This is a genomic window from Streptomyces sp. NPDC003038 (assembly GCF_040611115.1).
Lineage (GTDB): Bacteria > Actinomycetota > Actinomycetes > Streptomycetales > Streptomycetaceae > Streptomyces.
In genome coordinates, this window is sequence record NZ_JBEXNN010000005.1 from 14,993 (window position 1) to 27,615 (window position 12,623).

Here is a 12,623-nt window from a genome sequence, read left to right on the forward strand (position 1 = left end):
CCGGGCCGGATGGTCGTATGCGGCGACGACGGGCTCGCCCACCGGCTGGCCGCCGAGCTGCGCGACGTCTACCGGGAGCGGGTGACCCTCGTGGTGCCCACGGCCGGTGAGACACCCCCCGGCTCGACTCGCCGGCACGGCCGCGGGCCGGGCTTCGGGCTGCTGAGCCGGGTGCCGGCCGCGCGGCACCGGGCGCCGACGCCCGCCGACCGTCTCGCCGGAGCGCGGGAGCTGCGCGTACTGGAGGCCGCCGAGCCCGTCGAGGAGGTGCTGGTCGCCGCGGGGGTCGCCGGGGCCGCCGCCCTGGCACTCGTCTACGAGGACGACGACACCAACGTACGGGCCGCCCTGCTGGCACGGCGGCTCAACCCGCGCCTGCGCCTGGTCATCCGGCTCTACAACCGCAAGCTCGGCCAGTACCTGGAGGAGCTCCTGGACCAGGCGGCGATCGTCGCGGAGCCGGGCATCGACCTGCGGGAGCTGGACTCTTCGACGACCGTGCTGTCGGACGCCGACACCGCCGCTCCCGCGCTCGCCGCGACGGCGGTCGCCGGGACCAGCAAGGTGGTCCAGGCCGACGGTCTGCTGCTGCGCGCGGTGGAGCGTACGCCGCCACGGCGCGGGGAGACGGCCGGTCCGGGCCTGTGCACCCTGGCCCTGCTGTCGGCGACCACCAGCGACCCGGCGGGCAGTGAAGGTTCGGAGCTGAGCGGCGAGCAGGGTCCGCAACTGCTGCCCGACGACCGGGCGGTGGCCGCCGCGACCGACCGGGGCATCGTCGTACTGGAGGCGGTCTCCCACCCGGGCCCCCTTCCAACGGCCCCGCGGCTCGGTGCGGCCGCGCTGCCCGTCGCCTCGCTGTTCTCCCGCAGGCTGCGCTGGTCGCTGGCGGCCATCGTGGCCGCCGTGGCCGCGCTCGCGGTGGCGTCGTGGCTGACGACCGGCGACCACTTCGCGCACGCCGCCTACATCACCCTCCTCGACGTCTTCGCCATCAACGACCCGGCGCTGCAGGAGCCTCCCCAGCGGCAAGTGCTCCAGCTCCTGGCCGGGTTCGTCGGCCTGCTCCTGCTGCCGGTCCTGGTCGCCGCCGCCCTGGAGGCGCTGGGCGCGTTCCGTACGGCGACCGCCCTGCGGCGGCCCCCGCGCGGCCTGTCGGGGCACGTGGTGCTGCTGGGCCTCGGGAAGATCGGGACACGCGTCCTGGCCCGGCTCCACGAGCTGGAGATCCCGGTGGTGTGCGTCGAGACCGACCCCGAGGCCCGCGGCTCGGCGCTCGCCCGGCGCCTGCGGGTTCCGGTCGTCCTCGGTGACGTCACCGAGGAAGGCGTCCTGGAGTCCGCCCGCATCCACCGCGCGCACGCCCTGCTCGCGCTGACCAGCTCCGACACCACCAACCTGGAGGCCTCGCTCTACGCCCGCTCGGTCAACCCGGAGGTACGGGTGGCCCTGCGCCTGTACGACGACGCCTTCGCCACCGCCGTCTACCGCACCCTGCGCGCCGCGCACCCGGCGGCCCTCACCCGCAGCCGCAGCGTCACCCACCTCGCCGCCCCGGCCTTCGCCGGGGCGATGATGGGCCGCCAGATCCTCGGCGCGATCCCGGTGGAGCGCCGCGTCCTGCTCTTCGCCGCCGTCGACGTGGCGGGGCACCCGCAGCTGGAGGGCCGCACCATCGCCGAGTCCTTCCGGCCCGGGGCCTGGCGGGTGATCGCCATGGACACCGCCGCCCCCGAGGAGCGCCGGCCCGACCTGGCCTCCTCCCCCGCCGACGACGAGGGCAGGCACCCCGGGCTGGTGTGGGACCTGCACCCCGGTTACGTGCTGAGGCCGCAGGACCGGGTCGTCGTGGCCGCCACCCGGCGCGGCCTCGCCCAGCTCCTCGGCCGCAGGGGCGGCCGTACGGCGCAGCGCCCGCGCACCCCCGGCACTCTCGGCTGAGCTCGGCGAACGCCTCGACGCCGCGGGCGCGGGGACTGCCGTGTCAGGAGACCGGTGGCGTCGCCTCCGCCACGGGCAGGGTCAGCACCATCGTCAGGCCGCCGCCGGGGGTGTCCTCGGCGGTCAGGGTGCCGCCGACGGCCTCGGTGAAGCCCCGGGCGACCGCGAGCCCGAGGCCGACCCCGGTGCCCGCGGGTGCGTCTCCGTAGCGCTGGAAGGGTTCGAAGATACGGGTCTTCGCCACGTCGGGGACGCCGGGGCCGCGGTCGACGACGCGCAGTTCGACGCGGTGGGCGAGCGCGCTGGCGGATACGAGCACCCGCTCGCCGTGCGGGCTGTACTTGACGGCGTTCTCGACGATGTTGGCGACGGCGCGTTCCAGGAGGCCGCGGTCCACCGCGACCATCGGCAGTGTTTCCGGGATGTCCAGTTCGACGCTGTCCTCGGGTACGCCGCCCAGCGCCATCGGGACGACCTCGTCGAGGTCGGTCACGCGGATCAGGGGCGTGACGGTGCCGGTCTGGAGCCGGGACATGTCGAGGAGGTTGCCGACCAGCGCGTCGAGCCGGTCGGCGCCGTCCTCGATGCCTTCGAGCAGTTCGGCCCGGTCGCTCTCGGACCATTCGACGTCGTCGGAGCGCAGGGAGGACACCGCGGCCTTGATGCCCGCGAGGGGGGTCCGCAGGTCGTGGCTGACGGCGGCGAGGAGCGCCGTGCGGATCTGGTTGCCCTCGGTGAGGCGGCGGGCCTCCTCGGCCTCGCCGACCAGGCGCTGGCGGTCGAGTACGACGGCGGCCTGCGCGGCGAAGGCGCCGAGTACGCGGCGGTCTTCGGCGGGCAGGACCCGGCCGTGCAGCGCCAGGGCCATGTGTTCGCCGATCGGCATGTCCACATCGGCTTCTTCGGGGCGGGCGACGGGGTGGGGACCGACGCTCGCGGCGGTCGACCAGGGGTCGACGTCGCTGTCGCGTTCGAGCAGGGCCACGGAGTCCATGGCGAACGTCTCGCGGACCCGCTCCAGGAGCGCTTCGAGGGAGTCCTCGCCGCGCAGGACACTGCCCGCGAGGACGGAGAGGATCTCCGACTCGGCCCGCAGCCGGGCGGCCTGATGGGTGCGGCGGGCGGCCAGGTCGACGACGGAGGCCACGGACGCCGCGACCCCGAGGAAGATCACGAGGGCGACGATGTTCTTCGGGTCGGCGATGGTCCACGTACGCATGGGCGGCGTGAAGAACCAGTTGAGCAGCAGCGAGCCGAAGGCCGCCGAGGCCAGGGCCGGCAGCAGTCCGCCCAGCAGGGCGGCCGCCACGGTGAAGGTCAGGAACAGCAGCATGTCGTTGGCGAGGCCCAGATCGGGAAGGACCGTGAGGAGGAGCACGGTGAGGAGCGCCGGCCCGACGGTGGCGGTGAGCCAGCCCCAGAGGGTCCGGGGACGGCCGAGGCGCGGGCCCCGGGCCGCGGGCAGTCCCCGCCCCCGGCCCTTGGCGGCCTCGTCGTGCGTGACGATGTGGACGTCGAGGTCGGGTCCGGACTCGCGGGCGACGGTCGCGCTGACCCCCGGCCCGAAGACGTACTGCCAGGACCGTCTGCGGCTGACGCCGAGGACGATCTGGGTGGCGTTGACCCCGCGGGCGAATTCCAGCAGGGCCTGGGGAACGTCGTCGCCGATGACGTGGTGGAAGGTGCCGCCGAGGTCCTCGGCCAGGTTCCGCTGGACGGCCAGCTCCTTGGGCGAGGCGGAGGTCAGGCCGTCGCTGCGGGCGATGTAGACGGCGAGGACCTCGCCGCCCGCGCCCTTCTCGGCGAGTCGGGCGGCGCGGCGGATGAGGGTGCGGCCCTCGGGGCCGCCTGTGAGCCCGACGACGATGCGCTCGCGCGCCTGCCAGGTGGAGCGGATGTCGTGCTCGCCCCGGTACTCGTTCAGGTACTCGTCCACGCGGTCCGCGACCCACAGCAGCGCCAGCTCGCGCAGGGCGGTGAGGTTGCCGGGCCGGAAGTAGTTCGAGAGGGCCGCGTCGACCTTCTCGGGCTTGTATATGTTGCCGTGCGCCATCCGGCGCCGCAGGGACTGCGGGGACATGTCGACCAGCTCGATCTGGTCGGCGCGCCGGACCACCTCGTCGGGCACGGTCTCGCGCTGGCGCACCCCGGTGATGGCCTCGACGACGTCGCCCAGCGACTCCAGATGCTGGATGTTGACGGTGGAGATGACGTCGATGCCCGCCCGGAGCAGTTCCTCGACGTCCTGCCAGCGCTTGGCGTTGCGCGAGCCGGGGACGTTGGTGTGCGCGAGCTCGTCCACCAGGGCCACGGCGGGGCGGCGCGCGAGGATCGCCTCGACGTCCATCTCGGTGAAGGTGGCGCCCCGGTACTCCAGTGCGCGGCGCTCGATGAGTTCGAGGCCGTGCAGCATCACCTCGGTGCGCGGGCGGTCGTGGTGCTCGACGAAGCCGACGACGCAGTCGGTGCCGCGCTCGGTCCTGCGGTGCCCTTCGGAGAGCATCGCGTACGTCTTGCCCACGCCGGGCGCGGCGCCGAGGTAGATGCGAAAGGTGCCGCGTCCCATGTGGTTCAGCCTTCGAAGCGGTAGCCCGTGCCGGGCTCGGTGATCAGGCCCCGGGGCGGGAGGGGTCGGTCTCCGGCGTGCGCCGGAGCTGCGCCGTGCGGCGCGCGGGGAGGTGCTCTGGTCACCGTACGTCCGAAGGGCGCGCCGACGCCGCCGATGACACTGCCGACGCTGCCGCCGGAGCGGGCATGCCACTCTGGTCCGGCACTAAAGGCACGTCAGGGCGCGTCAGGAGTGGGGTGGGGTCATGGCGGGGCTGACGGCTTCCGGGCAGTATCTGACCGGATATGCGCGCATCCTGCGGGATGCCTGTGCCACCGGTCGGCGGCTGAGCCGCAGCGAACTGGATGCCCGCCGGTCGCAGGGCGAACGGGCGGCGGAGGAAGGCGCGGGTCTGCGAGAACTCGTGCGCGCTCACCTGGCCGAGGCCCAGACCGTGCAGAGCACGCTGACGGCTTCCGGCGCGCGGCAGTTGCTCGCTGCCGTGGAGCAGGCGGTGGATGCCTTCGCCGAGGGCTTCGAGCGGGCCCAGCGCCTCGCCGTGCGCCATGAGAAGCCCACGAGCCGTCGGCCGGAGTTCGCTGAACCAGCGGCGCGTCGCCGGCCTGGCCAAAGCCCTCGCTGACCAGGTGCAGTAGGCCAAGCCGGTCACGGGCTCTTCGGTCGAACCGGCGTCCTGCCGTGCCACGCTGACGATCGGCGCCCCCGGCAGGCGGCAGCGGCGACTGCTGACCTGGAGTGACCGACCTCGCCCGGCCTCCCCGCCGGCCATCCCAGACGCCCAGAACCCCCAGGTCACAGCCACGCCGTCACCACGGCCCCGCCCCCACGGCAATCCAGGCGACCAGTGCCAGCACGATCCGCTAGGCTGTCGGTGGTCAGTCGGCTACTGCGCGCGCGATTGGGGAACGTGTCCACTTGGGCACCTCGTCCGACGCCTGCCGATACCAGCTGACCAGGGCGTTTGGCTCGCCGGGATGGCGAACCCCACGGGGTTTTCCAGCACGGTTACCGTCAAGCCCCCGCCTTCGTAGCTCAGGGGATAGAGCACGGCTCTCCTAAAGCCGGTGTCGCAGGTTCGAATCCTGCCGAGGGCACGAGCTGGATAGCAGGTCGGAGCACCAGAGAGGCCCCCGTTCGTTCGAACGAGGGGCCTCGCTCATGATCAGAATCCGCAAAGAATCCACCTCCCCGCAGTGCCCGGCCGGGTCATCACCCGTCCGATGGTGCGAAGGGGCCGCCCCCGTCGGGGACCGATGGTTCATCCCGGCAGGTGCGGGTTCTCAGTGGGTGCCGACGACGATCGCGGCGAGTATGCCGAGCACGATGACGACGTACAGGACCTGCCGCTGGAGCTCGGTCACTGGCCGGCTGCCTCGATGTTGCCTACGGCGGTCGAGATCTCCCGACCGTTCGAGCAGCGGATGTACGCCAACTCGACCCAACGCTCTCGGGCGGCGTCATCCGACACGTTCTCGTTCATCACGGCCATCAACGTGCCTTCGGCGCCTGACGCGATGTCGCGCACATGCCGATTCAGCAGCCAGTGCGGCACGTTCTCGTACCGCTCAGACATCGGACGACTCCTCGTCGGCACCGGTGAACCGGATCCAACCGGCGTACGCACGGTCCAGGAGGTCCTGACTTGGCTCGCCCACGGTGAAGACGCCCCAGCGAACGCTGTCCGGGGTGTCGAGGCTGAGCACGCCATGGGTGCAGCGAGGTGTGGTGGCGCTGGTCACGGGTCACTCCCTACGGTCGTCAGCGGGTGGCCCGGCGTTTGTGCCGGGAGACACAGCGTCGTCGTTAAGAGGACTCCCTGCGAGGACTTGTGCCGGTCTTCTGGACGCACTTAAGAGGACTTCTGTAGATCCAAAAGGGTGATTGGTGGCCTCAGTGCGGACTTGCTGAGACAGTGGGCATCTATCCACCGTCGCCCGGAGGTTGAGAGTGTCAAGGTCGCCCGGAAACATCCGCTTCAAGGCCGCCCGCCTGGCCGCCGGGTACGTCTCCCAACAGGCGCTCGTCAAAGCCCTCGCGGAAAGGAACCTGTCCGTTGATGTCCGGCAGGTCCGACGCTGGGAATCCGACACGCCGCCCTGGCCCTACTCTGCCGCACAACAGGCTCTGACCGAGCTCCTCGGGCAGGACATCGAAGCCCTCGGGTTCACCCCGCCAGCCGGACATGATCGGGCAGTCACTGGGAGGCGGGCACAGATCAAGCCGGCCGTCATTCCCGCGCGCCTGTCCATGCAGAACGCGACGTCCACACAGCCCGCCAGCGCAGCAGTCGACTACCTCGCCGTAACACGCGCCCACCGACGTCTGTACTGGACCGTCGCGCCCGCCACCCTCCACCCCGCCGCCCTCGCCCACGGCACGCTCGGCGGCGCCCTCCTGACAGCAACCGCAGGCGTCACCCGGCAGACCATCGCGGCAGCCCTCGCAGAGTCCCAGCTCCTTGCCGGACGCATCGAGTTCTTTGACCTGCGTGAGCCTCAGCAGGCCACGGACACTTGGCTGCGGGCACTCCAAGCCGCGGGCGAGGCAGATGACGCGCTCCTCGGTGCGGCCGTCCTTGCGCATATGGCGTTCGCCCCCGGGTGGGCCTGCGACCGGGAAGGCGCCGTCGAGCGGATGGTGATGGCGCGGACGTACGCGCGCCGAGGACCGGCCTCGGCCGAGTTTCTGGCGTGGCTCGACGCCGTCGAGGCGGAGTGCGAGACGCGGTGCGGGCAACCCCGTACCGCCCTGAACCTGATCGCCCACGGAGAGAGCGTCCTGACCACGGGGGGCGAGCACCAGAACCCCGAGTGGATGGACTGGTTCAGCCCCGTTCGGCTGGCGGCGTTCAAGGGGAACACCCAGCTCATGGCCGGGCACCTGCCGCAGGCCCGGGAGACACTCCTCGGTGTCCTCGATCAACTCCCGGCGGACGCCGACAAACAGCGCACCGTGGTCCTCGCGGACATTGCCGCCGTGGAGGCCGCCGCGGGTCAGCCTGAGGCCGCGTGCGGCTACGCCCTGCGAGCCCTGGAGCAGTTGGAAACGCACTGGTACGCCACCGGCATGGAACGGGTCCGGGAGGTGCGGCGCACGCTCACGCGGTGGCAGCACGAGCAGTACGTCCGCGACCTAGACGACCGGCTGTACGGGTGGGGTGTGACGCTCAGCGCGTTGACGCGTTGAACTCTTTGATGAGGCCCGGCAGTTCCTGGAGGCTTTCCACACGGAAGGTCGGGAGCGTCCGGGCTTCTTCGCTGTTCCACTGGATGGTGGCCCAGGGGCCGCGGCGGACGAGTGCGGTCTGCATGCCGGCGGCGGACCCCGGCCGGAGGTCGTTGTCGATGCGGTCACCCACGTAGAGGATCTCCTCCGGGGCGAACGGGACGACCTTGGCGACGCGGTGGAAGAACTCCGGGTCAGGCTTGCTGGCGCCCCAGTCGTCCGAGGTACCGATCAGCTCCACGTCCTCGATGAACAGAGAGCGGAGGATCCCGCCCGCCCGTACGGTCTGATTTCCCGCGATGCCGAGCCACAGGCCGTCAGCCCGCAGGGCTGCCAGCGTCGGGCGGACGTCGGCGTACAGGTCCGACTCGTCGAAGTGCTCGGGCTGGCCGGCGGCTGCGCGGGCCTCGCGCTCCTCGGTCAGGTCGAAGCCTGGCCGGAAGACCTGGAAGGTCTCGCGGTAGTCCAGGCCCTGCGCGATGACGGCGCCGAACGCTGCGGCGAAGGTATGGCGCGGGACACCGAGCCAGTCGGCCCACGTGCCGTACTCGCGGGTCTCGTCTACGAGGCACTCGCCTACGTCGAAAACTACAGCGCGAATCGTCATGCGGGCAGCCTAGCTACGGGCATGGACGCACGAACGGCCGACGCACCACAGCCTGGACGCGCGACGGCCCTCCCGGCCGAAGCCGGGAGGGCCGTCGGCCTTCACCATCGCATCACGGCGGGGCTAGCTGAGGCCTCTGCTGCGCTCGCCGATCCGGTCGCCCTGGGGCGTGCCGGCCCGCTTGAGGGCCGCCTTCGTGTGCGCTCCGCCCTTGACCTTGCTCCGTACCGGACCTTCGAAGCCGTGACCCGGCATGCGCGGCAGCTGTACCTGCTCCTGCGCCTTCGCCATGGCCATGGCCGCCTGGACGTCCTGCCTCTGCTGTTTGCTCATCCCGCCGTCAACTCCCTCGGGCAGCACCCAATCGGACTAAGGGGATCGTATGCAGATATACGGACCAACGCACCCGGACCGGGCGTAAAGAATTCGGGACCGCGAGTGGATCAAGGCTGGGACGGCCGCGGCGGAGCTGGTCGCTCCGGCGTTCCGAGCGTGCGGTGGATCAGTTCCTCCGGGCAGGGCGTCCCCCGCGGGAGCTGGTACTTCGCGGCCACCCGGTACTGCCCCGGCGCCGGGGCCAGCAGCTCCGTCCACACATCGCCGACCGTGTCCGGAGCGGCCTTGAAGAGGCACCCGGCCGTGTTCGCGTACTCCTTCGGCAGGATGCTCCCGCCCCCGACCCCCGCCTCTCCGCGCGCCTTCGACGCGAAGGTCTCCTGCGGCGGCGCCACCGGCTTGCCGGCTCCGTCCAGCAGCCCCAGCCAGGGCGAGTGCGGGATCCGCACCAGCACCCGCCCGGCCGCCTTGACGTCGATGACCAGCTCGTCGGCGCCGGCGCGCACCACGCCGGCCGGTCCGGCCACCAGGTCCGTCGGCTCGTGCACCTTGAAGAGCTGCCAGTTCTTGTCGCCCCACACCTGCTGGAGGTACGGGAGTCCCCCGCGCACCAGTTTCGCCTCGTCCTCGCCGCCCGAGTCGGGTTTGTCGGCGGGCAGCACCACGTAGTGCACGGCCCAGCGCTCCAGCCAGGCCCGGTAGCTGTCGGCGGTGAGGGTGTCGTCGTAGAAGAGGGGGTTCCGCTCCAGGTCGGCCTGCCGGTTCCAGCCGCGCGCGAGGTTCACGTACGAGGGGAAGGCGGAGGACTCGCGGTGACTGCTGGCCGGGACCACCTCGACCCGGCCGCGGTCGGCGCCCGCCTTCCGCAGCTGGTCGACGAGCGGAGCCAGCTCGCGGTTCCAGGCGGCCACCGGGGTGGTGCGGACGACGTCCGTGATGCTGTTGGTGGTGATCCACGCGGTCAGCCCGGCGAAGGCGAGCAGCAGCGCGTACCAGCGCCGCGAGCGCGGGACCGCGTACGGGAGGGCCGCGAGCAGGACGGCCCCGCCGAACAGCATGATCATCCGGGTGACGTTCGAGCCGATCTGGGAGTCGATGGCCCAGGTCAGGAAGGTCCCGAAGGCGTAGACGGCCGAGGCGATCCGGACCGTCTTCCACCGCTGGGGCACGAGGAACAGGATCGCCAGCGCGAACATGAACGGCAGCCACGCCGAACCGAGCTTCATCGGCTGCGTGCCGGAGAACGGGAACAGCCAGGCCGACAGCCCCACGACGGCCACCGGCGCCAGGCCCAGCGCGTACGCACCCGGCCGCCGCCGACTCAGGAAGAGCGCGGCCGCGATCATGCCGAGGAAGAGCCCGGCGACGGGGCTGGCGGCGGTCGCGAGCGCGGCCAGCGGGGCCGCGACGGCGGCCTTGGCCCAGCGCCGCTCGGCCCATTTGCGGGGCCAGCAGAAGACGGCGGCGACCGCGGCGAGCGCGAACATCGCGCCGAGGCCGAAGGTGACGCGGCCCGACAGGGCGTTGCACAGCAGCCCGTACACCCCGGCGAGGGCGGGCCACAGCGGCTCGCGGACGGTGCCTCGGGAACGGGTCAGGATCAGCGCGAGCAGACCGGCCGAGACGGTGCCGGCGATCATCATCGTGGTCCGGACGCCGAGCATGTGCATGAGGTACGGCGAGACCACGCTGTACGAGACGGGGTGCATGCCGCCGTACCAGGCGAGGTTGTACGCCGAGTCGGGATGGCGGCCGACGAACTCGGCCCAGGCGTCCTGCGCGGCGAGATCGCCGCCGCTGTTGGCGAAGGTGAAGAACCAGAGGACGTGCAGGACGGCGGCGAGCACGGTGGCGACGGCCACCGGATGACGCCGCGCCGGGTCGAGGCCCCGCATACCCCGCATGCTCCGTACGCCCAGTACGCCCCGTATGCCGGAGGGCTTCTCGGGCGCGCCGGAGCCGTCGCTGCCGTCGGCGTCGCAGCCGTCCCGGCTGTCGGCCGACACGGTCCGCGCGGCCCTGCCCGGGCCGCTGCCCGGTCTCTGGCCCTGCTGCTCAGCAGTGGTCACTGCCGCACTCTCCAACACCCGAGTCAACGCCTGAGTCGATGCCTGAGCCAACGCTTGAGGCCACGTACGCGTCCCAGGCCCCAAGACGCGCACCGGTGCCCCAGGGTTGCCCGGGGCACCGGTTCCACGGTCTCACCTGCGGTCAGCCGACGCGCGTCAGCTTGCTGCCGATGCCCGGTGCGGCGAGGTCGCTCTGCAGCGCCACCGGCACCTTCACCTGGCTCGCGCCCTCGCCGACGGTCAGCACACCGATCTCGGTACCGGCCTTCGCCGTCTGCGGGATCTTGCTGCCGCCGTCCGCCAGCTTGACGTGGACGGTCAGCGTGGCCCAGCCGACCGCCTGCACGTCGGCGGTCGCGACGACCGGCGTCCGGCCGCCGAGGCCGTCGTCCACGTACCCCACGACCTCGCCCTTCTTCACGACGGGCGCGCCTTCGAGGGACTTCTGGGTGGCGATCATCAGCTGCTTGCTCGCCGCGAGCACGCTGTCGATGATCGGCGGCTTGTGCTGGCCGAGGACGGCTCCGACGATCAGCTGGTTGGTGTTGCCGATCTTCTTCTGGGCGGCGAAGAGAAGGTTTCCGCCGGCCTTGGTCGTCGTACCGGTCTTGATGCCGAGCGAGTCGTTGTACGGGACGAGGCCGTTCCAGTTCCGCCAGTTCTTGCCCGACGGGTCGACCCAGCTCGGCTTCTTGGTGATGTCGAGCAGCGTCTCGATCTCGACGAGCTTCAGGCCCAGCTTGACCTGGTCCTCGGCCGTGCTGACCGTGGTCGCGTCCAGACCCGAGGGGTCCGTGTACGTGGTGTTGGTCATGCCGAGTTCCTTGGCGGTGTCGTTCATCTTCTTGACGAACGCCTCCTGGGAACCGGCGTCCCAGCGCGCGAGCAGCCGCGCGATGTTGTTGGCCGACGGGATCATGAGGGCCGCGATCGCGTCGTACTCCGAGATCTTGTCGCCCTCCTTGACCGTGTCGAGCGTGGACTCGTTGTCGGTCGAGTTGTTCTTCTTGCCCTCGGTCTCGGCCGTCTTGTCGATCTCGATCATCTGGCCCTGCTCCCCCTTCTTGATGGGGTGGTCGCGCAGGATGATGTACGCCGTCATCGACTTGGTGACGCTGGCGATCGGCACGGGCTTCTGCTCGCCGGACTGGCCGAGCGTGCCGAGGCCGGCGGCGGCCATGTAGGCCTGACCCTCGCTGGGCCAGGGCAGCGAGGGCTTGGAGCCGCCGAAGGTGTACGAGCTCTTCGCGCTCATGACGAGCTTCGGCTCGGGCAGCGGACGCACCAGCTGCACGACGCCGAGGATGATCGCCAGGACCGCGACGAGCGGGGCGTAGATCTTGAACCGCCGCACGGCGGTACGCAGGGGGCTCGGCGGCGGGGGCGGGTTGTTGGTGAGGTCCGCCAGCATGTCGAGCGGCGGCTTCGGGGGCAGGGGCTGCTGGGTGGTCCGCTCGGGGGAGTCGAAGGCGGGTGCGGACGCCGGCGCGGGTGCGGGCTTCGGGGCGGCGGGCTTCGGCTCCTGCCCGGCCTCGGGCTTCGCGGGCTTCGGGGGCTTCGCGGGAACGTCATCCGTACGCAGCGGCACGAAGGTACTGGCCTTGGGCGGCGCCACCGCCCCCGGCTTCACGGCGCGGAAGACGGCCGTGCGCTCACTGTCGCCGTCCGACCCCTCCGTATCCGCCGTCCGCTCGGCTGCGGCCTTCCCCGCACCGGCGGAAGCGGAATCCCGAACCGCTGACCGAGCGCCTGCAGCGGGCTCGGCAGGCTTCTCAGCGGCGTCGGTCGGCTTCACGGCGCGGAACACGGCGGTGCGCTCACTGTCGCCCGAACCCTCCGCATCCGGCGACCGGTCGGCAGCAGGCTTGCCCGAACC

9 protein-coding genes, 1 tRNA gene and 1 pseudogene are annotated in these 12,623 nt (G+C 71.7%); 4 read left to right on the top strand and 7 right to left on the bottom strand.

What is annotated here, in order from left to right:
- The first annotated feature begins 9 nt into the window (after positions 1 to 9).
- Positions 10 to 1,941: an NAD-binding protein gene (locus ABZX75_RS08290; RefSeq protein ID WP_355409588.1), complete on the top strand. Its 1,932-nt coding sequence runs from the start codon at positions 10 to 12 to the stop codon at positions 1,939 to 1,941.
- A 43-nt stretch (positions 1,942 to 1,984) separates the two neighbouring features.
- Here ABZX75_RS08290 and ABZX75_RS08295 read toward each other — a convergent pair whose 3' ends face one another.
- Entirely contained in the window at positions 1,985 to 4,507 is a 2,523-nt protein-coding gene (locus tag ABZX75_RS08295) for a sensor histidine kinase KdpD (RefSeq protein ID WP_355409132.1), read from the bottom strand.
- A 247-nt stretch (positions 4,508 to 4,754) separates the two neighbouring features.
- On the opposite strand from ABZX75_RS08295, the gene ABZX75_RS08300 reads away from it, so the two are divergent.
- A complete protein-coding gene (locus ABZX75_RS08300; RefSeq protein WP_355409134.1) occupies positions 4,755 to 5,132 on the top strand; it encodes a hypothetical protein in 378 nt (125 codons plus the stop codon).
- A gap of 399 nt (positions 5,133 to 5,531) precedes the next feature.
- Positions 5,532 to 5,604: transfer RNA gene (locus ABZX75_RS08305), tRNA-Arg, on the top strand.
- Between the two features lie 263 nt (positions 5,605 to 5,867).
- Here ABZX75_RS08305 and ABZX75_RS08310 read toward each other — a convergent pair.
- Positions 5,868 to 6,083 (bottom strand): hypothetical protein, encoded by a 216-nt coding sequence (locus tag ABZX75_RS08310; RefSeq protein ID WP_355409136.1) that lies wholly within the window; start codon positions 6,081 to 6,083, stop codon positions 5,868 to 5,870.
- Positions 6,076 to 6,249: a hypothetical protein gene (locus ABZX75_RS08315; RefSeq protein WP_355409138.1), complete on the bottom strand. Its 174-nt coding sequence runs from the start codon at positions 6,247 to 6,249 to the stop codon at positions 6,076 to 6,078. The genes ABZX75_RS08310 and ABZX75_RS08315 overlap by 8 nt, the downstream gene beginning before the upstream one ends.
- Before the next feature lie 208 nt (positions 6,250 to 6,457).
- On the opposite strand from ABZX75_RS08315, the gene ABZX75_RS08320 reads away from it, so the two are divergent.
- On the top strand, positions 6,458 to 7,696 hold the full coding sequence (locus ABZX75_RS08320; RefSeq protein WP_355409140.1) for a transcriptional regulator: 1,239 nt from the start codon (positions 6,458 to 6,460) through the stop codon (positions 7,694 to 7,696).
- On the opposite strand, the gene ABZX75_RS08325 is transcribed toward ABZX75_RS08320, so the two are convergent.
- From ABZX75_RS08325 to ABZX75_RS08340, 4 genes and pseudogenes are all read right to left on the bottom strand, one after another.
- Positions 7,677 to 8,342, bottom strand: a complete 666-nt coding sequence (locus ABZX75_RS08325; RefSeq protein WP_355409142.1) for an HAD family hydrolase — start codon at positions 8,340 to 8,342, stop codon at positions 7,677 to 7,679. The genes ABZX75_RS08320 and ABZX75_RS08325 overlap by 20 nt on opposite strands.
- A gap of 123 nt (positions 8,343 to 8,465) precedes the next feature.
- Positions 8,466 to 8,675: a hypothetical protein gene (locus tag ABZX75_RS08330; RefSeq protein WP_355409144.1), complete on the bottom strand. Its 210-nt coding sequence runs from the start codon at positions 8,673 to 8,675 to the stop codon at positions 8,466 to 8,468.
- Between the two features lie 110 nt (positions 8,676 to 8,785).
- A complete protein-coding gene (locus ABZX75_RS08335; protein ID WP_355409589.1) occupies positions 8,786 to 10,582 on the bottom strand; it encodes an MFS transporter in 1,797 nt (598 codons plus the stop codon).
- 307 nt (positions 10,583 to 10,889) lie between these two features.
- Positions 10,890 to 12,623 (bottom strand): annotated as a pseudogene (locus tag ABZX75_RS08340) (hypothetical protein); the annotation flags it as partial.